Below are 23,401 nucleotides of genomic sequence, written 5' to 3'. Positions count from 1 at the left end.
TTGAAAGGGTCTCAAACACCCTCACAAACATCAAACTGCCTAGTCAGTGTGTTTTATGGGTGGTAGAAAATCTTTAAAAAACTTCTAGAAACCTCAAAAATCTGCGAATTCCCCTCTCTGGACCCCCAAAACAGGGTCGAAAGGCGCCCAAAGCCCTCGCCAACAAAGACAAACCAAGAAACCCCAGAGCCAGAGGGTAGCAGAACGATACAAGAAGAGCCCCTCCTGACGGAGGGGCTCTCTGTGCATATAGGGAACGTATATCGGGAACAGAAAAGGAGGGGCACTCCCCCACCGAACATTCAGTACCGAACACTCAGCACTAAACACTCAGTAGAGAAGAACCCCTCCCCATCTATATGTATCGAGAAGACTAAACCAGCTCTGTATTAGATCAGCTCTACAGCGCCCTGGTTCTTCTTGCCACGGCGAACCATCGCAAAACGACCGTGCAGCAGATCATCCTTAGAAATAGCTGCGTCCTCGCCCTGAACCTTCACGCCGTTCACCGAAGCGCCGCCCTCCTTCAGAATGCGACGAGCCTCAGAGTTAGACTTCGCAAAGCCCAGCTCAGTCAGAACAGAAATCATGTCCAGGCGGTCCTCGGACAGCTTAGCCGAAGGAAGTTCAGCAACCACAGACTCCAAGGTAGCCTCATCCAGAGCAGCGAAATCGCCCTTACCGAACAACGCCTCCGAAGCAGCCACAGCCTGATCAGTAGCCTCAGTACCGTGAACCAGCGAAGTCACCAGGTACGCCAGAGTCTTCTGAGCCTCACGCTTAAACGGCTCCTTCTCAACCTTCTCCGCAAACTCAGCAATCTCAGCACGAGTCAAGAACGTAAAGACCTTCAGACGATCCAGCACATCCGCATCCGCAGTGTTCAGCCAGAACTGGTAGAAAGCGTACGGCGAGCACATCTGCGGGTTCAGCCAAATAGCGTTACCCTCGCTCTTACCGAACTTAGTGCCATCAGAGTTAGTAATCAGCGGAGTACCAATAGCGTGAACGCTCTTACCCTCTACCTTACGAATCAGCTCAGTACCGCTCGTCAGGTTACCCCACTGGTCAGAACCACCGGTCTGCAGAGTACAACCGAAACGACGGTTCAGCTCCAAGAAGTCCAGGCCCTGCAGAATCTGGTACGAAAACTCGGTGTACGAAATGCCCTCATCAGAGTTCAGGCGCTTCGCAACAATCTCCTTCTTCACCATGGTGCCCACGCGGAAATGCTTACCAACATCGCGCAGCAACTGCAGAGCAGACATCTGACCGCTCCAGTCCAAGTTATTCACCATACGGGCAGCGTTCTCACCCTCGAAAGACAGGAAACGCTCAATCTGAGCACGCAGAGACTTAACCCACTCAGCAACAACCTCAGGAGAGTTCAGCACACGCTCAGAAGTCTGACGCGGATCACCAATCAAACCGGTGAAACCACCCACCAGACCCAGCGGCTTGTGACCAGCCAGCTGCAGACGACGCATCACCAGCAGCTGCACCAAGTGACCCAGGTGCAAAGAAGCCGCAGTCGGATCATAACCCGTATAGAAAGTCAGGCTCTCCTCGCTCAGCGCCTTCTCCAGAGCAGCCTCATCAGTGCTCACGTGCACCAGACCGCGCCACTTCAGCTCCTGCCAAATATTCTCGAAGGTATCGTCATTATGCTGCGCGTTGAGGATCTCGGCAGACATGCTTCTCCCATTCACAAGGTAACAACGCCCGAAGGCGCTCGAACAAAATATGTAACAAGCCTAGCACCGCACCAGCCCAAACGCTCAGAAAAACCCAAGCGAGCGCTCAAACCGGTACGGCACCGGCCCAAAGAAATAACAAGAAAGGTACTACAGAGCTACAGACCCGCGGGCATCCGCGAACCCACCATGTGCAGGCGCTGAGTCGGACGAGTCATCGACACGTACAGGTCACCCACAGCACCATCAGCATCATCAATCAGCTGCTGCGGCTCAACAATCACCACAACATCAAACTCCAGGCCCTTCGCCTCCCACGGAGTCAGAACCAGCACCTGATTTTCCAGGGCGGTCTGCGCGGTACCCGTACGATCAGCGTGAGCACGAGCCACAGCCTGAGCCGTCTGAACATACAGGCTCGGCGGGCACACCACACCAATCAGAGCGCCACCCGAATGAGCGACCTCCTCGCTGACCACGGCCACGGTCTGCTCCACAACAGACTCGGAGGCAACCTCATGAACCAGCGGAGGCCACTGACCCTCACGCACCGCACGAGGTGCAGACACCTCATAGCCAGCAGCCTGAGCAACCGATACCGCCGCCTCAGCAATCTGAGCCGGAGTACGGTAATTAATCGTCAGCTCCTCCAGAGTGAAACGCTCACCCACAAACGGCTCCAACGCCTGCGACCACGACGAAGCAGCCGCAGCAGAAGACGCCTGAGCAATATCGCCCACAATCGTGAACGACTTCATCGGGCAACGACGCATCAGCAAACGCCACTGCATGGGTGAAAGCTCCTGAGCCTCATCCACCACAATATGGCCATACGCCCACGTACGATCAGCCGACGCCGCAGCCGCAGCAGTCATACGCTCGCCACGAACCTCATTCATCATCGCAATCTGCTCAGGAGTAATCACGCCATCAGCGCCAATATCCTCCAGCGACTGGTGAACATTCTCCAAAGCCTTCGCCGCATTCTCAAGGTTCGCACGATGCTCCGCCGCAGCACGAGCCGCCGCAGCCGCACCGGTCACCTTCGAAAAATCACCCAAAAGCTCAGCAGCCTCATCCAGCAGAGGAACATCAGCCTCCGTGAAGGGGGCATCCGCCGGGCGAGCCAGCAGCTCACGCTCAGCCTTCGACAACTCACGAGTCGCAGACTCCAGATAGTGAGGCTTCGAAAACAGCGAGCGCAACAGAGTCTCCGGCGACAGCGGCATCCATGCCAAGTTCAAGGCACGGCGCACATCCATCGAAGCACGCACATCATCCTGCAGATACGGACGCTCCACCACACGACCCGCAGCACGGTTCAGCTGATCATCCAGCTTCGCGGTCAGCTCCTTCAACAGAATCTTCACGAACGTCTCACGAGCCTCATTATGCGGCTTGCCCGTCGAACGAGCACGAGAACGAGCCGAACGAACCATCTCCGGAGTCAGCTCAACATCAGTACCCTCAACATTCAGACGCTGAACCTGAGCCGGCACCTTCTGACGATCCGCCACCGCACGCTTAATAACCTTCACCATGCGCAAATCGCCCTTCAACGCGGCAACCGCGCGCTCCTTCTCAGGCACAGCACGCAGACCCGGGTACAGGGTCGCCAGCGAAGCCATCACCACGCCGGTCTCACCCAGCGAAGGAAGCACACGCTCGATGTACCACATGAACGAATTCGACGGACCAACCACCAGCACGCCAGCCTTCGACAGGCGCTCACGGTTCGTGTACAGCAGGTACGCCGCACGATGCAGAGCCACAGCAGTCTTACCGGTACCGGGACCACCCTGCACAACACGCACACCCGGCAGCTCCGAGCGGATAATCGCATCCTGCTCAGCCTGAATCGTCGCCACAATATCGCCCATACGGCCGGTACGCTTCTTATTCAACGCCGCCAGCAGAGCACCCTCACCGTGGAGGGTGTCCTCATCCTGCAGCATCTCCGAATCGAAGACCTCATCCTCAATATTTACGACAGTGCGGCCCTCAAGCATCAGGTGACGGCGGCGGCGCACACCCATCGGGTGGAAAGCAGTCGCCTGATAGAACGTACCCGCCTCCGGGGCACGCCAGTCCATCAGCAGACGCTGCTGATTGCTATCCGTAATACCAATACGACCGATATAACGCACCGCATCAGCGCCCTCACGGTCCATATCCAGTCGGCCAAACATCAGACGAGAATCCACAGCATTCAGCTGCGCCAAACGATCCTCATAGTGAGTAGCAAAAGAGTCACGCTCCGAACGGTTCTGATGACCGCCCACCGCCTGATTCTTACGCACAGCAGCCAGCTTCTCAGCCGTCTCCTCACGGAGCTCATCCAAGCGAGCATACACGCGAGCAACATACTCACGCTCCGCAGCCATCTGCTCAGCAAACAGCTTCTCAGCCGCCGAAGAATCAGCAGACTGCTGGGGTAGAGATTCAGATGACACGTAAGCTCCTTAAACCTATGGTGTCTCAAAGACAGGGTGCGACAGACACCCAAAAATACGGGTCACTATTTTACAGGACAGGCTCCGAAGGGCAGAAATATTACCCCCGTAGAAAACCCGCCCAAGCATACACAGAAAAGTGCCCCACCGGATCAACCGGCGGGGCACCTCCACATCTATAAAACTACTTCGACGGCAGCGGATACTCAGAGACCAAGCTCAGCGTCTCAAGACGGTAACCGTCCAACGCCTCACGACCGCCCAGGCCCTCCAGTTCCAGAAGAGCGCCGACGCCGGCAACCTTCAGGTTCGCGCGCTCCACCAGCTTCGCGGCAGCCACCAGGGTACCGCCAGTCGCCAGCAGATCATCCAGCAGAAGCACACGAGTACCCGGCGCGAAATCATTACAGTGAATCTCAATCGCCGCGCTACCGTACTCCAGCGCATACTCCTCACGGTACGTCTCACGAGGAAGCTTACCCGCCTTACGAACCGTCATCACACCGGTGCCGGTAGCGTACGCGAGCGCAGAAGCCAGCAAGAAGCCACGAGCCTCAACACCAGCCACCACATCAAACTGGCCCTCAAAACGGGCAGCCAGCTCATCAATGCACGCCTTGAAAACCTCAGCATTGGCGAAGAGAGTGGTCACATCGTAAAAGAGGATGCCCTCGTGCGGGTAATTCGGAATCGTAGCGCAAGCAGCCGGAATCAACTGCTCAATAGGGGTTCGCGAAGCCTCAGAAGCGGGAACGCTCATGCTCTCTCTTTCGTGGATGGTTCAGCCCAGGTATAACAACCGGGAACAATAACGCGGTAGAAGCCGCCTACAAGATTCTACCCTCTTCGCCCGCGGTTGTCCTCAGAACAGCGCTAAGAACCGTCTGCCGGGATTAGCCCTGCTGAATCGAAACCCGCAAGTCACGCTTGAGGATCTTACCGGTCGGGCCCAGCGGCATGCTCTCCACCATCACATAACGGCGAGGATACTTATACGCCGCCAAACGAGTACGCGCCAAAGCATTCAACTCCGCCTGCAGCACGCCCTCATCGGCACCAGGACGCGGCATCACCACGGCGACAACCTCCTCGCCCACGCGCTCATCCGGCACACCCAGCACCGCTACCGACTGCACCTGCTCATGGGTGTACAGCACATCCTCAATCTCACGCGGATACACCGAATAGCCATTACGCAGAACCATGTCCTTAATACGATCCACGATGAAAATATTGCCCTGCTCATCAACACGAGCAACATCGCCGGTCGCAAACCACTCGCCGTCAAAAACCTCAGCAGTAGCCGCCGGATTATTCCAATAACCAGCCATCACGTTCTCGCCGCGCACCCACAGCTGACCGCTCACGCCCGGCGCGCACTCGGAACCTTCCGGGCAACGCACCTGCACCTGCACGCCCGGCAGCACACGGCCCACCGAGCCGAGCACCATGCCAAACTCCGCCTGATTAAACGAAACCACCGGCGAGGTCTCACTCAGGCCGTAGCCCTCGTACACCGGGCACTCAATCAGCGTTTTCAACGCAGCATGCACCGGTGCGGGCAGCGGCGAACCACCCGAAATACCGAAACGGATGCGACCGCGCAGCGAGCGCGCACGCTCAGGCTCAGCCTCCAGCGCCGCCGCCAACGATACGTACATGCTCGGAACCGCAGCCAACACCGACACCCCGGCACGCTCCATCAGGTTCAGCGCACCATCGGGAGTAAAACGCGGCAGCAGAGCCACCGTAGCCGACGCCGCAAACGCCGCATTCATCGACACCGTCTGACCAAACGCATGGAACAGCGGGAGACCACCAAAAATGACGTCCTCAGCGGTGAAACCAAAAACGCTCACGCAACTACGAGCATTCGAGAGGATATTCGCGTGAGTCAGCGTTGCCCCCTTCGGTTTGCCCGTCGTACCCGACGTATACAAAATAATCGCCGCATCGTTCGCCCCCACCGGAACGGGTTCCAGAACCGTCTCGGCAGGCTCATCAAAAGGAGCTACCGGCGAGCCCTCTCCCCCGGTGAAAATCTCGCAACGAACCGAACCGTTCTTCACCAGAACCGTCGACGAAGCCTCCGACGCCAGGCGAGTACCCGCAAAAGCGAAAAGCACCTTCGCCCCGCTATCGCGCAGATGATACTCCAGCTCCGCGCCCGACAGCAGCGGATTCAACGGAACACAAATCGCACCCGCAGCCACAATGCCGTAATACAGCGCAGGCATCAACGCCACATTCGGCATAGACAACGCCACCCGGTCACCACGCTCAACACCGAGCGCCTCCAGATGACGCTGAACCTGCGAGGCAGCAGACGCCAACTGTTCATAGCTCACCAGCTGCATATCAGCAGGTTCAGAAGCCGGAATCGCCAAAGCAGCCTTAGTCCCGGCAGACGATGCCGCCTCCGCCAGAAGGTAGGCAATATTGTTCGCTGAATCGTGCATTTCAGACATGATAAAAAACTCTCACCACAGAAAAATCGGTATATCTAGAAAAGAAGAAGCCAAGATAGAAGCCCGGAAAAGAGCCCGAAGACAGCAGAAGGGCGTACCTTCAGCCGCTCCCCCGACACATCAGAGGAACAGCACAAGATACGCCCCAGCTACTACTGAGCAGCAGACCAGTCCAAGAAACTCTCGGCAAGCACAGCCCCACCATTGGGGTCACGAGTCACAACAATGACCGTATCGTCACCGGCGATAGTGCCCATAATCGCCTCAAGACCGCCCTGGTCAATCGACGACGCCAAGAACTGCGCGGCACCCGGAGGAGTACGCAGAACCGTAATATTTGCCGAACCCTCAGCGGTAATCAGCAGTTCCTTGAACAGGGAAATCATACGAGCATCAGGTGCAGTACCACCGCCACGACGAGCAGGATAATTCGGCACAGCATAAATCAGGCCGGCGCCTTCATCACGGATGCGCTCAGCGCCAATTTCAACAAGATCACGGGAAAGGGTCGCCTGAGTAACCTTCATACCATCATCGGTCAGGTACTGCGCCAGTTCAGCCTGGGAGCGGACACGTCGGGTCTGCAGCAATTCAACGATGCGTGCCTGACGCGCGATCTTGGTCGAGGGGAAAGGCATAATATCTCTTCTTCCTACGGTGCCAATCACGAATTCAGAACGGAGCTGCCCAGCGGTGGTGCAGCGCAACATTCTTTACTACCCAAGATAATACATATGCACATAAATATGCGCACCAAATATGGATTATTCCAAGATATGGGGGAATTTTCAGGGTTTATCTCACCAGCTGTCACACAAAATGCCGCGAGTGTAGCGTGTATCTACACATTCGAGCGCATAACCTCGCAATGAATGCATAATGTGCAAGAACTTTCTGGGCAAGCCCGCCGAACCGAACAAGCGACCTACCTCAGGCGAGCACGCAAAAGGAGCCCGCCTCCAGCAACACCATGTGCGCCAGAAACAGACTCCTTCAACAAAACTTCGAGGTGAATTCTTAGGACTCAGAACGCCTAGCGCTCATCCTCCACCAGACCGTCCAGGTCCTCATACTCGACATCGTGCGAACGGCGGTTCAGCCACACAGCAAAACCCAGACCCAGCAGAAGCACCAGCACCGCACCAACAATACTTGCGATACCGGCAAAACGCTCAGCATTCACGCTGTCCTCAGTCACAGGCTTCAACGTGCCCTTCTCAGCGGTGTAGACGACCTCAAGAGTGCCGGCCTTCTCCACCAACAGGCCATCCACCTCACGAGGGAACTCGGAGGGAACATCACCAGTCTGCGAACCACGGAACTCAATCGGAGCGCCCGAAGTCACCTGATACTTATCCTTCAGGTTCGACACATACGTCTTACCGTTCAGCGCGTCATCAGCCGGCAGGTTGCCCTTATAACGAGCCACATTGCCCTTCGTAATCAGGTCAGGAGTCAAATCCTGATAAGTGCCCTGAATAACCCAGCTCTTACCGGCATACTCGGCGTTATTATTCACCGACGCAAAAGCACGAACACCCGCAATAGCCAAAACAATGGAAAGAATAACCGCAACGACAGCAGAAAGAACCGACAGCCAGTTCACGCCCGGACGGTCATCCAGCTCTTCCTCACTCATCGCGAAAAGAGAGGAGTTCTCTTCCTCATCGTCGTAATCCTCGTACTCGTCGTACTCCTCATACTCGGAATCCTCGTACTGAGAATCACCGTACTCAGAATCCTCGTACTCAGAATCCTCAAAGTAGGTTTCTTCGACCTCAGACTGCGACAGCTCATCCTGTTCGCGCGAGTTCTCTCGATTAGCCATTACTCTCTCCCTCACTTCATCTATCTTCTAGGGTACCCATAACCACATGAGTTCACCACTGAAAGCGCTTATCAACGCTTCATAAACCAACCCAACAGGTAAACCCACCACGCAACGCCAAAAGTTACGGGGTGGGAGCCAACAACTCCCACCCCGTCAGCACTAGGCATTACGCCATAGGGTTAGACCCGGTTAGACACGCGGTTCCGCACCCAGCTGCTCAACAGTCGCAGCCACAGCATCCTCACGAGCAGCCGACGCCTCATCAGCAGTCAGCGTACGATCCGGCGCGCGGAAACGCAGAGCAAACGCCAAAGACTTCTTCGACTCATCAATACCGACACCGCGGTAATCATCAAAGACGCGGATGTCCTCCAGCAACTCGCCAGCGCCCTCACGCAGAACACGCTCCACCTCAGAAGCAGGCAGATCGCGGTCCACCAGAAGCGCCACATCCTGAGTAGCAGCAGGGAAAGTCAGCACCGGAGTAGCCTGACGCGCCTCAACACGACCAGCAAACAGCGCCGAGAAATCCAGCTCAAACGCGCAGGTACGCTCAGGCAGGTTCAGCTCCTGCAGAAGCTTCGGGTGCAGCTCACCAGCAAAACCAACACGCTCACCGGCAGCGTTCAGAACCTCAGCCACACGGCCCGGGTGGAACGCAGTATGCACACCGTTACGCACCTGAATCTCAGCAGACACAGCGTCAGCAACCAGACGCACAGCGTCCAGAGCGTCACGCCAATCATAAGCGCGCGGAGCAGCGCCGGGCATCACCTCGTGCTCAGTACCTGCAAACAGGCCAGCAATGAAAGTGGGCTGCTGCGGAATACCGGCATTCAAATCAGCCAGAACCTCATCCGAAGGACGAGCACCCAGCGGCGGAATGGACTCCGAACCCAGCTGCTCACCCGGAATGAACACGTGACCCGCCTCAAAAATAGCCAGGTTCTTGAAACCGCGAGACAGGTTACGCTTCAGAACCTCAACCAGGCCCGGCAGCAGCGAACGGCGCATCCAGCCCTCAGCCGAAGAAATCGGGTTCTCCAGGCGAGCCGAAGGAACCTCAGTCACCGGGTTCTCAGGGGTGCTCACCCACGGAGCCGACCACAGGTTGTTCGCATCAGCCGACACGAAGGGGTACGCGAACACCTCAGTCAGACCCGAAGCCGCCAGCGCATTCAGCGCACGACGCTTACCCGCCTGCTCCGGAGTGTAACCGCGACCCGCAGGAGCCACCGGCAGAGTCGAGGGGATGTTCTCGTAACCGTCAATACGTGCGATTTCCTCAGTCAGGTCCTCCTTCGCACGCAGGTCAGTACGCCACGACGGGACAGTCACCGCGTAACCAGACTCGGTACGCTCCACCGAGCAACCAATCTCACGCAGGCAAGACTCAATCTGCTCCGGCGAGTAATCCACGCCAATACGACCGGCGGTGTAATCAGCAGGCAGATCAATCACGACCGGCTCATAGCCGAGCGACACGTCAGTAACACCCGGCTCAACCTGAGCACCAGCCAGATCAACCAGTAGCTCAACCGCACGCTGAGCAGCCGCAGCCTGAATCTGCGGATCCACGCCACGCTCAAAACGCTTCGAGGACTCAGAAATCAGCTTGTGACGGCGAGCAGTACGAGCCACCGACACCTCATCAAAACGAGCAGACTCCACCAGAATGCGGGTGGTCGAATCGGTCACCTCAGTCGAGGCGCCACCCATCACACCGGCAAGACCAATCACGCCGGATTCATCAGCAATGACGATATCCTCGGGGTGCAGAGTACGCTCAACACCATCCAGGGTCACCAGCTTCTCGCCTGCAGCGGCGCGACGCACCACAATCTCACCCTGAACCTTGTCAGCATCGTAGAAGTGCAGCGGCTGACCGGTCTCCAGCATCACGTAGTTCGAAATATCCACCGGCAGCGACAGCGAGCGCACACCCGCCAGACGCAGACGCGAAGACATCCACGTCGGAACCGGCGCATCCGCCTTCACGCCCGACACCTCACGCATCACGAAACGAGTGCATGCGGGGTTACCGTGAATCGGGGCGTCATCACGCAGAGCAACCGCGTGACCGGACTCGTTCGCCTCCGGGGCGCGCTCGCCGTACGCCAGCACAAAATCCTCGAAGGAAGAACCGGTAGCGTGGCACCACTCGCGAGCAATACCGCGCAGAGAGAACGCGTAACCGCGGTCCGGGGTCACGTTCACCTCAGCAGCCTGATCGTACAGACCCAGCAGCTCCATCGCATCGGTGCCAAGCTCCGGGTCCAGGCCCAGGGTCGAAAGCACCAGGATGCCGCCGTGATCATCGCCAATACCCAGCTCACGAGTCGAAGCAATCATGCCAGCCGACTTGTGACCGTAAGTCTTACGGGCAGTAATCGCGAAACCACCGGGCAGAACAGCGCCGGGCAGGGTCACAACAACCTTGTCGCCGGGTTTGAAGTTGTGGGCACCACAAATAATGCCCTGAACGCCGGAAGGCTCAATGCCCTTACCGGTCAGAGTCTGCTCCTGGCCCTCCGGAACCACACGCACCTGGCACCAGTTCACGGTCTTGCCGTTCGAGTGGGTCTCCGGCTCCATAGAGAGCACCTGGCCAACCACAATCGGGCCGGACAGCTCATCAGAGGGGCGGTGAACGTCTTCTTCTTCCAGGCCAACCTTCACCAGGGTTGCCATCAAATCTTCAGCCGAAGCATCCTCAGCTACAGGCACGAACTCGCGCAGCCATGACAGGGGTACACGCATAATTTAGATCTCCATCCCGAACTGCTCAGAGAAACGGATGTCGCCTTCAACCATGTCATGCATGTCAGCGACGTTGTTACGGAACATGAGGGTACGTTCAATACCCATACCGAAAGCGAAGCCCGAGTACTCCTCAGGATCGATACCCGCAGCACGCAGAACATTCGGGTTCACCATGCCGCAGCCGCCCCACTCAATCCACTGCGGGCCGCCCTTAGCGTTCGGGTGCCACAAATCCAGCTCAGCGGAAGGCTCAGTGAACGGGAAGAAGTTCGGGCGCAGGCGGATCTTAGCGTCCTCACCGAACATGGCGCGTGCCATGTACTCCAGGGTGCCCTTCAGGTCAGCCATCGTCAGGCCCTTATCCACGGCAAGGCCCTCAATCTGGTGGAAGACCGGGGTGTGGGTCGCGTCCAGCTCATCGGTGCGGTACACCTGGCCCGGGCACACAATGTACAGCGGCAAATCACGCGAAAGCAGCGAGCGCATCTGCACCGGCGACGTGTGAGTGCGCAGCAGCAGGTGAGCGTCCTTCGGCTCAACGTAGAAAGTATCCTGCATTTCTCGTGCCGGGTGATCCGGCTTAATGTTCAGAGCGTCAAAGTTGTACCACTCAGACTCCAGCTCCGGGCCGTCAGCAACTTCCCAACCCATACCGACGAAAATGTCAGTCAGGCGCTCCTGCATCAGAGCAATCGGGTGGCGGCCGCCCAGGGAACGGCGAGGCGAAGCAGCAGAAACGTCCACAGCTTCCTCAGCCAGGATGCGAGCCTCACGCTCAGCCTCCAGCTCGGCGGTACGAGCCTCAATAGCCTCAGTCAGCGCCGCACGAGCCTGACCCATCAGCTTACCCACCGGGCCCTTGTGCTGGTTCTGAAGATCACGCATCTGGCGGTTAGCGATGCTCATGATGCCCTTCTCACCGAAGAAGCTCAGGCGCACCTCCTTGAGGCTGTCAAAGTCCTTAGCCTTCTCGCGAATCTCCTGGCGGGCGCGCTCACGCTCAGCCTCAAAAGCCTCACGGATAACGTCCAAACCGTTCTCGGGGTTCTCCTCCAGAACCTGCGCAATGCGGGCGAGAACCTGAGCCGGGCCGTTAAGACCCTCGTGTTCCTGCACGGAATCGGTCATTGTCACTCTTCTCTGCATACCACCGGCACTATGCCGGCTGGCTCGTTATACACCTTAGGTAGCACCGCATGCTCTCCCCCGGCTACCCGCACAGGGTGCGGGACAGGGGGAAGGCGACGGGCGCATATCCTATCCATTTTAGACCAGAGAAGGAAGCGTAAACAGCAGAACGCCCGGATAGTCCATCCGGGCGTTCTTAGGTATATAGCCTTAACAACAGCGTTGAAGGGTTGTACTTACTTCAGAGCCTGCTTCACAGCCGGGTCAAAAGAAGCACGAATCCACAGCACGTTCGCAATGAACCATGCCGCGTACAGGGGCACGAAGCCGTAGCGCTGAGCGTCAATGACATTACCAATCAGAGACAGGATCGCCACGAACGCACCCAGAATCGCAAAAATCAGACCAACAGTCAGGCCCAGACGCTTGCCCTTCTGAATTGTGAAGTACACCCAAATGTACACAACCGCAGAAACAACCAGCAGGCCGATACCGCCTGCAACGCCGAACTCCGGCAGACCCTTCAGCGGGGACAGGTTATCCGGTGCGAACGAGGAAATAACACCGTGGATCAAGCAGAGCAGTGCGGAGACAATCATAATCTCCTGCAGACGCAGAATCTTCGGGTGCTTGGTCGGCGAATGGAACAGAATTCCGCGCGGCTCAGCGCCGCCTTCCTGAATATAAATAGCTTGAGTGTCCGAGGGAACCGCGTCGGAGCGGTAGGCACCCGGATCAAACGGGGGTTGAGCAGTCATCATTGTCTCCCAATACGTATGTGATTTCTCCCTCAATACTACCCGCCTACCGGAAGGTTTCCAAAGTATGTATCCGTGTCGAACCCATATATGACAAATTCCCCTCCCCAACAAACACACAAGTCAGGATTACACGGCGCATAAATCCCCCTCAAAATATGAATAAAGGCGGGACTCCCCACAGGGAATCCCGCCTTCAAACAGTGCCAAAAAAGATAGAGAAAATTTATCCTGTTACCGCCGCGAACATGTCACATAACGGTGACTTAGCCTCGCAACGAACTAGCGCAGAGCATTAGGTCAGACCTTGGGTCTACGCCTCACCAGTGCCAGTGTCCTGCAGCTGCTGCAGGAGCGCTTCCACAATCGGCAAATCCGCCGGAATCCACGGCAAACCCAGCAAATCATCGTACGCCTGCGCGTCATCCTTAGACTTCGGCAACGGCATCCACCGCAGCGCGCTGTGATCTTCCAAAGTATCCGGAGTACCCGAAAGAATCTCCGCAAAGAACACGCGCATCGCCAGACGCTCGCTCAGACGCCAGCCCTGCGGGTACGCGCCGGGCACCTCAGCACCCAAACGCGCCTGCACGCCCAGCTCCTCCTTCAGCTCACGCACCAGCGCCTGCTCGCAGCTCTCCCCCGGCTCGACCTTACCGCCCGGGAACTCCCACATGCCGGCAACAGTCTGCGGCTCAGAACGCTGAGCCACCAGCATACGGGTCGGAGCCACCAAAGAATCAACCACGGCGGCGCCAACCACCTGAACCTCAAACGAGGGCGACACTTCACTCATCTTTCTCTACCTTCTTCTACGCTTTAGAATCCTTCATCGGATGCGCATCTTCAGCAGCGTGCTCCGCTACTTCCTTCTCTGCATCCTCAGTATCCTCAGGCTCAGGAGCTTCCTCCACGCCTTCCTGCCACTCTTCTTCCGTATTATTCATGTTCGAGGCCTCAGCCACCTCACGGCGAATATTAGTGCCGTCATTCAGCAGAATCAGAAGGCGGTTACCGTTCTTGAACTCCATGAGGAAGACATCCTCAAGCTCGACCTCAGCGGCACGCAACTGTAGGTACACCCAATCCTCGGTCTTGTGCGCATCCGCGATATCGCGAGTGACCAAGCTACCCTTCACAATCAGAGCAAAGTTCGGCACACCGTCACCCTTACGGATCACGCTCAGCGCACCGTTCGGTTCAATCTGAGCGAACTCAATGTCTTCCAGGTCGTAAATACCCTGCGCACGAAGGTCAGCAATCAGGCGCATCGGATCAAGAACCACATCTGCCTGCTGGAAGCTCTTAATATCGATATCGCCATCCGTAATGACCGGCACGCGCTGCTCACGCACCGCCATATGCAGAAAACGAATCTTCGTGGTCGCCACGTTCAGCAGCTGAATCATGCACAGCGTAAACACCATGTAGATGACAAAATAGAACAGGCTAATCTGCTTGCTGTACAACACGCCACCGAACACACCACCGATGACAAAGTTACCGATGGTATCAATCGGGGTCTGGTGCCCCGCCTGAGAACGGTGAGTCAGACGCAGGTACACCAAAAGAATGATCAGGCCAACGAAAATCTTTAGCAAACCATCAACGATCATCTCAACGGTCATAACGAAAATCTCCTAGAACTAAGCCCGGAAAATATCCGGCTCCAAATAAATGATGCGCGCCGCAGGAACAGCCTCACGAATACGCACCTCAGCAGCGTCAATCTCATCAGCTACCGCACGACCGGTGTCAGCATCATGAATACGAATCTTTGCCGCCACCAGAATCTCCTCAGGACCCAAGTGCACGGTCTTAATGTGGATAATGCGCTCGCTATCGCCATCCTCAATCGCCGCACGAATCTTCGCCAAATCCTCCGGAGAAGCAGCCTCACCCAAAATCAGGGACTTCATCTCCACCGCAAGGAACACAGCAATAAAGACCAGCAGCACACCAATAGCCAGGGTACCGAACGCATCCCACAGACCATTACCGGTCAACAGAGTCAGACCCACACCAAAGAGCGCAAAAATCAGACCCAGCAGCGCACCCGCATCCTCCAGCAGAAGCACCGGAAGCTCCGGGTTCTTCGAAGTACGCAAGAAACGCATCCAGCTCTGCTTGCCCTTCAGATCACGCGACTCCTTCACCGCCACGCGGAACGAATTACCCTCCAGCAGAATCGAACCCACCAGAACAGCCACCGGAACCCACTGCCACTCAGTAATACCGTGCGGGTCATGCAGCTTCTCATAACCCTCATACAGAGCGAACAAGCCACCCAGGGCAAAGATAATAATCGAAACAATAAACGCGTAAATATAGCGGTTACGGCCATAACCAAACGGGTGCTCCTCATCAGCCTGCTTCTGCGAAGCACGACCGCCCAGCAGCAACAGAAGCTGATTACCGGAGTCAGCCACCGAGTGAATAGCCTCCGCCAGCATCGACGAAGAACGAGTCAGCGCAAAAGCCAAAAACTTCAGCACCGCAATACCCAGGTTCGCGCCCAGCGCGGCAATAATCGCGCCCGAACCCGAATGACCAGAAGGAGCAGACATGATTTCCCTTTCTACAGCCCTAAACCAAAACTCTAAAAATATGAGGCGAAGGCGGCCCGCCGCTGCACCACAGCCACGAACCGCCCAAAGCCTAGCGAGAAACGCCGCGCTGAGCCATCGCCGAAGCATACAGGCACACAGCAGCAGCCGTACCCACATTCAAAGACTCAGCCGAACCATAGACAGGAACAGCCACGCGCATGGTCGCCGCTGCCTTCTCTTCAGCGTTCAGGCCCTGCGCTTCATTCCCGAAAAGCCACATGGTCGGCTTAGAAAGATCAAAATTACCCTTCACACCGGACGGGGCACTCGCCTCCACACCGGCACGACGAGCCGCCGTGTACTCACTCAGCTCCTGCAGATTCACCGCACCATAACCGTCAGCAGCCAGCACAGCAGTACCCTGAGACTTCACATCCTCCGCGAAATCCTCCAGCTGCACGCCCTGAATAATCGGCACATGGAACAGCGAACCCGCGGTAGAACGCACCGTCTTCGGGTTATACAAATCCACCGAACCCTTAGTCGTAATCACCAAGTCAGCACCGGCCGCATCAGCAACACGAAGAATCGTGCCCGCATTACCCGGATCCTGCACACGAGACAGCACAGCAATCAGCTTCGGGTTCAACGCGCCCTCACCCCACAGCCGCGAGAACGACGCATCCACCATAAAGGAAACCGCAATAATACCCTGCGGGCTCACCGAATCAGCCATCGCCTCCAGCACCTCATCGGTCACCACACGCATGAAAACGCGGCGGCCCTCCTCCGGGGTGGGAGTACCGTAGACCTGCTCCAGCAGATCAGCGATATCCTCATGACGGTCAAACGCCGCCTCCGTGACATACACGGCGTCCAGGATGGGGCTCTTCAGGTGCGCCTTCAACGCCTCACGCACAGCCTGCGGGCCTTCCACCAGGAACTGGCCCTTCTTCGTGCGCGCCGCACGGGTACGCAGCTTCGCAATATCGCGCACACGATCAGCCTGCGGATTGGACATCACAACGGGGGTACTAATACGTTCAAAAAAGTTCACTCTTAAAGGGTACAGGCAAAGACGCACCCAAAGAACGCAGAACAGTCAGAAGCACAACAGTCACAAGCACAACCCCTAGATACGCAAAAAGCCGCCGATACGCAGAAAGCGGCCGCCCACACTCAAAAGTGCAGACGGCCGCTCACGACGCTTGAGCATCCCACCCCGAACCTAGATCTTCAGGGCAGACGCACACAACCTAGGCTAATTAAGCCTTCGGAGCCGAGGTGTCCTCGGGCAGGTTGTTCTTAGCAATCTCAACCAGTGCGTTGAAGGCAGCGGGCTCGTTAACAGCCAGCTCAGCCAGCATACGGCGGTCAACCTCAACACCAGCAGCCTTCAGGCCCTGGATGAAGCGGTTGTAGGTCAGGCCCTGTGCGCGGGAAGCAGCGTTGATACGCTGGATCCACAGGCGACGGAAGTCACCCTTCTTCTTACGACGGTGGTCGTAGCTGTAAACCAGCGAGTGAGTGACCTGCTCCTTAGCCTTACGGTACAGGCGAGAACGCTGACCGCGGTAGCCGGATGCACGATCGAGAATAGTACGGCGCTTCTTGTGCGCGTTAACCGCGCGCTTCACACGTGCCACGTGTGTCTCCTTCGTCTTATGTCCTGAACAGCTCACATATCACGCTGAACAGGAGCGAGTCTTTAATCAGTGCGCACCACTATCGGTGCGCCAGGTGCAGAGAGTAAGCGTTGCTTACTTACCCAGCATCTTCTTGACAACCTTTGCCTGGCCGCCGGTAACGATCTGGTCAGAAGCCAGACGACGGGTCAGACGAGAGGACTTGTGCTCCAGGTAGTGGCGGCGGTTCGCCTGCTGGCGCTTAACCTTGCCGCTACCGGTGAGCTTGAAGCGCTTCTTAGCACCAGAGTGGGTCTTCTGCTTCGGCATAGCTGCCGTTCTCCTTACATTCATCCCCCGCCACAACGGCGGGGTAGCTTAGTGGGGTTGAGCGATACACGCATCAGCCCCAAGGACCAAAGGTGAGGCACCCCTAACGAGGTGCCTCGGAACCGGCACCGGGTGAACCCGCAACACCCACCCAACGGTGGAGGCGCGTGCCCATCCTAAAGTGACGACCCGGTTCCCTACTCGGCGGAAGCCTGCGCCTTCAACTCGGCAGGCATAGCGTCTGCCAGAGAATTAGTTACGGGCTTCGCCTTGGTCGTGTCAATACGCTCGCGACCCTTGCGACCGCCGGCGCCCTGCTCACGGCGAGCCTCTGCCTTACCGCGAAGCGGAGCCAGAACCATCACCATGTTGCGGCCATCCTGACGGGGGCGAGACTCAACGGTGCTCACCTCAGCCAGCTCAGCCGCCAGACGCTCCAGCAGACGCACACCCATCTCGGGGCGCTGCTGCTCACGACCACGGAACTGAATCATTGCCTTGACCTTGTCACCACCGGAAAGGAAACGACGAGCGTGTCCAACCTTGGTTTCGTAGTCGTGGGTATCAATCTTCAGGCGGAAACGGATCTCCTTCAGAACGGCATTAGCCTGCTTCTTGCGGGATTCACGAGCCTTGATCGCGGCTTCGTACTTGTACTTACCGTAATCCATGAGCTTGCACACGGGCGGCTTCGCGTTCGGGGCAACCTCGACCAGGTCGAGTTCGGCGTCCTCAGCCAGACGCAGAGCGTCCTTCAGAGGGACAACGCCTACCTGCTCGCCACCGGGACCGACAAGACGGACCTCGGGAACGCGGATACGATCGTTAATGCGTGGTTCGCTAATGACTAGCTCCTGTGCTCTGTGGGTTTCCCCGTGAATACTATCCGTTGCGGGCGCTAAAAAGCCCCCGCAGTTACACAAGCGGAGGCACAAACCAGCGTGCGCCGAAATCGGCGGACAAACCCGTTCACCTCAAAACTCGCAAACAAACGCCTGCGGCGGTCAACCGGGTGGGAGGCATGCTCCACTTGCAAACTGCCTACAACCATACCGCAGAATCCCCGACAGACGCAAGGAATTAGACGCAAAACACCATAAAAATTGCGGAGACTCCCCCAGAAAGTCCACAGAAGCACCCACTCTTAAGGACGCATTTACCGAAACAAACGAAATATGAGATTCTAAGACTATGAGCACTGAAAACACGAACTTCCGCTTCACTGCGGAAGAAGAAACCCCCGTACACGGCCACACCGAACTCACCGAAGAGCAGGTCGAAGCCGTCAACGAACAGCTGCGCGACATCGCAGACGTACCCGCCATCGAAATCATCAGCTCCGCAGCCATCCACATGATGAGCGCCGCAGCCGTCAAGTGCGGCCTGGCAGCAGACGAAAACGCCGACGACCTCAAGGACCTCGACGAAGCACGCAAGCTCATCACCGCACTGGCAGGCCTCGTCACCGCCGCAGCACCCGAAATCGGATCCCAGCACGCAGCACCCCTGCGCGACGGGCTGCGCACCCTGCAGCTCGCCTTCCGCGAAGCATCCCCCTTCCCGGACGAACCCGGCAAGGGCCCCGGCGAAAAGCTCACCGGCCCGGTGTACTAAGCCAACTGGTGTACTAAATCAGGACGCACGCTAAACCAGCTGGTCTACGAAGCCGCCCCTGGTTTATGTCATCACGAAGCCCCGCCTCCCTCGTACTGAGGAAGACGGGGCTTCGTCACGTATAAAGCCTGTGCGGATAAGAAATCGACGCGGGCTAAAGCGGAGCGGTATCTTTAGCGAGAGCCAGCGGCCTCAAGAGCCTGCTCAAAACTAAAGTTACCCACATACAGCGCCTTACCCAGCACCACGCCCTCCAAACCATAAGGCACCATGGAACGCAGCTTCTCAAGATCAGCCAGCGACGCCACACCACCGGACGCCACCACCCGGCAGGCAGTCTGAGCCAGCACCTCATCCAGCAGCTCCGCACCGGGACCCGCCAGAGAACCGTCCTTACTCACATCCGTGACGATATAGCGGCGCACACCCGCACTCTCCAGCCACGCCAGCGCCTCCGCCAGGTCAGGGCCCGACCAGTCGGTACCGCGAGCCACCGTCACCCAGCCCCACTCAGGGTTATAGCGGGCATCGAGGCCAAGAGCCAGAAGATCAGATTCGGCATAACGAGCCAGAGTACCTTCAAGCCAGGAAGAATCCGCCAGAGCCGCGCTGGTCACGTTCACGCGATCCGGGTTCAGGCTCAGGGCGCGCTCCAGACTCTCAGCATTACGCACACCGCCGCTGACCTGAATACGAACCGGAGCGGAGCCGCGGGCATTCTCGGCACGGACGGCGGCAACCACCTCAGCCAGAACCTCAGTATTCGTGCCGCGGCCGAACGCCAAATCAAGGTCAACCAGGTGAATCCAGCGAGCACCAGACTTCACCCAGGTCAGAGCCGCCTCAACAGGGTCGAGGCGCTGTTCACCACCGGACAGGGTGCCGCCCACCGGGCGCACCGCGTAGCCTTCAGAAATATCAACAGCGGGCAGAAGTTCAAGAACGGGTGCAGACATTAGTTACCTCCCACAGCAGTAGCGGAGTCACCAGAAGACAGGCGACCGGTCACCGCCAGGGACGCAACCCAGCGGCGCATAAACTCCGCCCCCAGCTCGCCAGAACCTACCGGACAGAACTGCACCGCCGTCAGCGGACCGTTCTCAACCGCCGCGATATAGGCGGGCTCGGTGACAGTCCAAGTCACTGCCGGAGGGGCAATATATTCAATGCTCTGGTCAAAAGCCCACTCAAAAACGCCGTGCTCAGATTTGAAGTGAGCCTCGCCCTCAAGATCCTTGAGCAGCGCACTATCGGAGGAAGAACGCAGGGCAGAAACACCGGGCACCAAGTCGCGGGTAGAAAGCTCCACGCTCTCACCGGGCCACTCCCCCATACACTGCACCTGAACCTGCCCCATCTGCGGATGCTCCACCGTAACCGAATCGAAGAGGCAGCTCAGTGCCGCACCGGCAACCAGCACCGGACGACCGCCAGCAACACGGCGACCAATCACGCGCTCAGCGTCCTTAGCTTTCAGATCTTCATACGCCTCAAGAGAGCTCGCACCGCCGGTAACCACCATACCGTCAGCCTCACGCAGCTGATCGGGCACAGCGGTCACGATAACGTCCGCCCTCGCATCCTGAAGAAGCTTCACCAGGGCGCCACGAGTTCCGGGTTCCCCCAAAACGGCAACCACAGGACGGGCGGTCTGAGCGCCCTGTACAGATTCAGTTTCCTGTACAGATTCAGTTTCGACGGGTGTGGGTTCAACGGGAACAGGCATCGGTGCGCTCCTAGTTCATAGGCTCAAGAATTCGGCTCAAGCGCTCTAGCTTGATAGATAGAGGATTCGGAGTCAAGACATCAACTTCATGCAGAAGCCAACCACACACGGGCCCATGCTTAGCGCTGAGGCTGAGGAATTTCCAGACGCTGACCGGCATCAACAGAGGTGCTGGTCAACGAGTTCAACTCCATAATACGAACCACAGTATCACGGGTGTCACCCTGCGGATCCACCGCCTGAGCAATATCCCACAGGGTCTCGCCGTGCTTGACCACAACGACGGTTCGAGTCATCGAAGCGTTCTCCACAGAAGCAGAAGCCGCCGGACCAAAGAAGCTAATAGCACCGAGCACAATCAGCGCCGCCAGGGTCAGCAGAGGTAGGCCCTTCAGGAAACCGCGCGGAGTGCCAAGACGACGAATAGAACCGGGAACAGAGCGCAGAAGCTCACCACCCTTAGCCAGAAGAGCACTCTTCACGCTAGGCGCCTGCACATCAGAAGCAGCCTGCGCCTCAGAAGCTACAGGGCGAACCGGAGCAGGTGCCTGAGTAGAAACAGCAGGGGTAGAAGCAGCGGGAACGGGCTGGGCCACCTGCGCGGGGCGGGGTGCATGAGCCGCACGAGAAGAGCGAACAGACTGCGGAGACGCAAGCACACGAGAACGCCCCTGCACGGTGCGGGCAGACACGGTGCGGACGGACGCGGTGCGGGCGGGGTGAAGTACCACCAAACCTGCCGGAAGGTGTGCAGAAGTGCCTTGAGAAGCAATAGGTGTTGCAGTAGTCATTGTGGTTCCTTTCTCTCAGCTCGCCCCGGGGTTGCCCCGCGGGTCTAGCAATGCCGAGCGATACCCGCTCGGAGGTCCTAGTTGAGTGATAACTATGGAGTGGTGATTGTTAGGCGATAACTATTGGGTAGCTATTCTCTAGTTAGGTCAGAGCGTCGGGTGCACCGGGCTGCGCTGGGTCGCCCCAGCACCCCATCCCCTGCGCTCTCTCTTCGCCAGATGCTCGCTAGAGCATCCGAGGTAGATTATTCGAAGAGAGAGGCAGAGGATTCGAATACATTCGAACACTCATTCACTCTCCTCTCCCGGAATACTCAGGGTCGAATCTTCGAATATTTTTCGAACATCCACCCGTAAATCCTGAATTTCAGGAGAGATTCAAGAGTATATACGAACTCTTGTTCTAAAGTCTAGCAGAGATGTACTAAAAATTTCTTCGAGTTTCGAAGAAAAAATCTAGAATATTTGTTTGAGTTTTTCGGTGTAGTGTTCTACACTGGTGTCAAGAGACGTTCCACACGCTCCTGATGAGTCCTACTCACAGCAGGTTTCTGTATTCGTTACAGCTTGGTTCTGTATCGACCGCAGGTGCTGCTGGCTGAGTATTGCTATGTAGGGCGGAGGCGCATACTCGTTGCCTGTGTATCGCTCCGGTATCGCTTCGGCACGGATAGAATTCCTCCACCCCCTGACGAGATAAGACCCATTTCGGCAGAACCAAAAAATTTTTAGGACACCACCAGAAAACGTGTGAAGCACCCATCCGTGCCCCGACCGGAAATACAAAGGCCGGAGTACAGACCGAAGGAAAAGAAATGGCAACAGCACCCCGTCCGGCGCTGACCGCGCGCCAGCAGAAGATTCTTGACGCGATCCGCACCGAGATTGAACAGAAGGGTTACCCGCCGTCCATGCGCCAGATTGGTGACATGGTGGGTCTTGCGTCCCTGTCCTCGGTCACCCACCAGCTCGGTCGTCTCGAGACCATGGGCTACATTCGCCGCGACCCCAAGCTCCCCCGCGCCATTGAGGTGCTGGATGAGAACGGCGTCGGCATGCACGGTAGCTCCTCCTCGTCCCTGCCCGAGCTGCCGAACTTCGAAGTCGGCGACGAAGACCTCGTACCCGTTCCCCTGGTTGGACGAATTGCAGCGGGCGGCCCCATTACCGCCGAGCAGTCCGTGGAGGATGTGCTCGCCCTGCCCCGCCAGTTGGTCGGTAGCGGCAAGCTGTTCATGCTCAAGGTCAAGGGCGATTCCATGATCGATGCCGCAATCTGCGACGGCGACTGGGTGGTTGTCCGCGAGCAACACACCGCAGACAACGGCGATATTGTTGCTGCGCTGCTCGACGATGAAGCAACCGTGAAGGTGTTCCGTCAGGTCGACGGCCATACCTGGCTCATGCCGCGCAACTCCAACTACGAGCCGATTATGGGCGACCGCGCAACCGTCATGGGTAAGGTCGTCTCCGTGCTGCGCAGTCTCTAGAAGACCACAAGTCTCTAGAAAACGCGGGCTCTAAACAGTCACAGCTTCTCGTAGAAGCTGCTTTAAACAACGTTGCTATAAACAACACAGCCTCTAAAAGACATAGCCGCGAGGCTTTTAGCTCTATATAGAAATCACCCCGGTGATACGTGAACGTTCACGTATCACCGGGGTGATTTCT

21 protein-coding genes are annotated in these 23,401 nt (G+C 57.4%); 2 read left to right on the top strand and 19 right to left on the bottom strand.

Going from position 1 to position 23,401, the window contains the following annotated elements; all coding sequences use genetic code 11:
- Positions 1-389: 389 nt before the first annotated feature.
- The 16 genes from tyrS to infC all read right to left on the bottom strand — a co-directional run bounded on the left by tyrS (position 390) and on the right by infC (position 18,522).
- The gene (tyrS, locus tag HMPREF3055_RS00660; protein ID WP_005507861.1) at positions 390-1,694 is read right to left on the bottom strand and encodes a tyrosine--tRNA ligase; all 1,305 of its coding nucleotides are present in this window, start codon (positions 1,692-1,694) and stop codon (positions 390-392) included.
- A gap of 158 nt (positions 1,695-1,852) precedes the next feature.
- A complete protein-coding gene (locus tag HMPREF3055_RS00655) occupies positions 1,853-4,147 on the bottom strand; it encodes a HelD family protein (RefSeq protein ID WP_070737338.1) in 2,295 nt (764 codons plus the stop codon).
- A gap of 184 nt (positions 4,148-4,331) precedes the next feature.
- The gene (locus HMPREF3055_RS00650) at positions 4,332-4,907 is read right to left on the bottom strand and encodes an adenine phosphoribosyltransferase (RefSeq protein WP_070737333.1); all 576 of its coding nucleotides are present in this window, start codon (positions 4,905-4,907) and stop codon (positions 4,332-4,334) included.
- A gap of 133 nt (positions 4,908-5,040) precedes the next feature.
- Positions 5,041-6,615 (bottom strand): AMP-binding protein, encoded by a 1,575-nt coding sequence (locus HMPREF3055_RS00645; RefSeq protein ID WP_070737331.1) that lies wholly within the window; start codon positions 6,613-6,615, stop codon positions 5,041-5,043.
- A gap of 152 nt (positions 6,616-6,767) precedes the next feature.
- Positions 6,768-7,253: an arginine repressor gene (locus HMPREF3055_RS00640; RefSeq protein ID WP_070737328.1), complete on the bottom strand. Its 486-nt coding sequence runs from the start codon at positions 7,251-7,253 to the stop codon at positions 6,768-6,770.
- 395 nt (positions 7,254-7,648) lie between these two features.
- Complete coding sequence (locus HMPREF3055_RS00635; RefSeq protein ID WP_070737325.1) at positions 7,649-8,443, bottom strand: hypothetical protein; 795 nt, start codon at positions 8,441-8,443, stop codon at positions 7,649-7,651.
- Between the two features lie 192 nt (positions 8,444-8,635).
- A complete protein-coding gene (gene pheT / locus HMPREF3055_RS00630; RefSeq protein WP_070737322.1) occupies positions 8,636-11,206 on the bottom strand; it encodes a phenylalanine--tRNA ligase subunit beta in 2,571 nt (856 codons plus the stop codon).
- 3 nt (positions 11,207-11,209) lie between these two features.
- Positions 11,210-12,337, bottom strand: a complete 1,128-nt coding sequence (gene pheS, locus HMPREF3055_RS00625; protein WP_070737319.1) for a phenylalanine--tRNA ligase subunit alpha — start codon at positions 12,335-12,337, stop codon at positions 11,210-11,212.
- A 236-nt stretch (positions 12,338-12,573) separates the two neighbouring features.
- Positions 12,574-13,095: a hypothetical protein gene (locus HMPREF3055_RS00620; RefSeq protein ID WP_049338512.1), complete on the bottom strand. Its 522-nt coding sequence runs from the start codon at positions 13,093-13,095 to the stop codon at positions 12,574-12,576.
- Between the two features lie 313 nt (positions 13,096-13,408).
- On the bottom strand, positions 13,409-13,891 hold the full coding sequence (locus HMPREF3055_RS00615; RefSeq protein WP_049338511.1) for a (deoxy)nucleoside triphosphate pyrophosphohydrolase: 483 nt from the start codon (positions 13,889-13,891) through the stop codon (positions 13,409-13,411).
- A gap of 16 nt (positions 13,892-13,907) precedes the next feature.
- Complete coding sequence (locus HMPREF3055_RS00610) at positions 13,908-14,723, bottom strand: DUF421 domain-containing protein (protein WP_070737316.1); 816 nt, start codon at positions 14,721-14,723, stop codon at positions 13,908-13,910.
- Between the two features lie 18 nt (positions 14,724-14,741).
- Complete coding sequence (locus HMPREF3055_RS00605; RefSeq protein ID WP_005507873.1) at positions 14,742-15,662, bottom strand: cation diffusion facilitator family transporter; 921 nt, start codon at positions 15,660-15,662, stop codon at positions 14,742-14,744.
- A gap of 91 nt (positions 15,663-15,753) precedes the next feature.
- Positions 15,754-16,665, bottom strand: coding sequence for a TrmH family RNA methyltransferase (locus HMPREF3055_RS00600; RefSeq protein WP_246826866.1), 912 nt, complete (start codon positions 16,663-16,665; stop codon positions 15,754-15,756).
- Between the two features lie 244 nt (positions 16,666-16,909).
- The gene (gene rplT, locus HMPREF3055_RS00595) at positions 16,910-17,290 is read right to left on the bottom strand and encodes a 50S ribosomal protein L20 (RefSeq protein WP_005507127.1); all 381 of its coding nucleotides are present in this window, start codon (positions 17,288-17,290) and stop codon (positions 16,910-16,912) included.
- 114 nt (positions 17,291-17,404) lie between these two features.
- Positions 17,405-17,599: a 50S ribosomal protein L35 gene (rpmI, locus tag HMPREF3055_RS00590; protein WP_004006287.1), complete on the bottom strand. Its 195-nt coding sequence runs from the start codon at positions 17,597-17,599 to the stop codon at positions 17,405-17,407.
- Positions 17,600-17,796: 197 nt separating this feature from the next.
- Positions 17,797-18,522: a translation initiation factor IF-3 gene (gene infC / locus HMPREF3055_RS00585; RefSeq protein ID WP_371326325.1), complete on the bottom strand. Its 726-nt coding sequence runs from the start codon at positions 18,520-18,522 to the stop codon at positions 17,797-17,799.
- Between the two features lie 268 nt (positions 18,523-18,790).
- Here infC and HMPREF3055_RS00580 point away from each other — a divergent pair, with 268 nt between their 5' ends.
- Entirely contained in the window at positions 18,791-19,213 is a 423-nt protein-coding gene (locus HMPREF3055_RS00580; RefSeq protein ID WP_005507125.1) for a DUF1844 domain-containing protein, read from the top strand.
- A 173-nt stretch (positions 19,214-19,386) separates the two neighbouring features.
- On the opposite strand, the gene HMPREF3055_RS00575 is transcribed toward HMPREF3055_RS00580, so the two are convergent.
- The 3 genes from HMPREF3055_RS00575 to HMPREF3055_RS09055 all read right to left on the bottom strand — a co-directional run bounded on the left by HMPREF3055_RS00575 (position 19,387) and on the right by HMPREF3055_RS09055 (position 21,730).
- On the bottom strand, positions 19,387-20,169 hold the full coding sequence (locus HMPREF3055_RS00575; protein WP_070737310.1) for a HisA/HisF-related TIM barrel protein: 783 nt from the start codon (positions 20,167-20,169) through the stop codon (positions 19,387-19,389).
- Positions 20,169-20,939 carry a type 1 glutamine amidotransferase family protein gene (locus HMPREF3055_RS00570; protein ID WP_083317995.1) on the bottom strand — a complete coding sequence of 257 codons (771 nt, stop codon included), beginning with the start codon at positions 20,937-20,939 and terminating at the stop codon, positions 20,169-20,171. Before HMPREF3055_RS00570 ends, HMPREF3055_RS00575 begins: the two co-directional genes overlap by 1 nt.
- A gap of 119 nt (positions 20,940-21,058) precedes the next feature.
- Positions 21,059-21,730 carry a LysM peptidoglycan-binding domain-containing protein gene (locus HMPREF3055_RS09055; RefSeq protein WP_083317994.1) on the bottom strand — a complete coding sequence of 224 codons (672 nt, stop codon included), beginning with the start codon at positions 21,728-21,730 and terminating at the stop codon, positions 21,059-21,061.
- 815 nt (positions 21,731-22,545) lie between these two features.
- Here HMPREF3055_RS09055 and lexA point away from each other — a divergent pair.
- Positions 22,546-23,220: a transcriptional repressor LexA gene (gene lexA / locus HMPREF3055_RS00560; RefSeq protein ID WP_070737306.1), complete on the top strand. Its 675-nt coding sequence runs from the start codon at positions 22,546-22,548 to the stop codon at positions 23,218-23,220.
- Positions 23,221-23,401 lie beyond the last annotated feature (181 nt).

The organism is Rothia sp. HMSC061C12 (assembly GCF_001815755.1).
GTDB classification, from domain to species: domain Bacteria; phylum Actinomycetota; class Actinomycetes; order Actinomycetales; family Micrococcaceae; genus Rothia; species Rothia mucilaginosa.
This window is presented reverse-complemented; position numbering and strand designations above follow the sequence as displayed.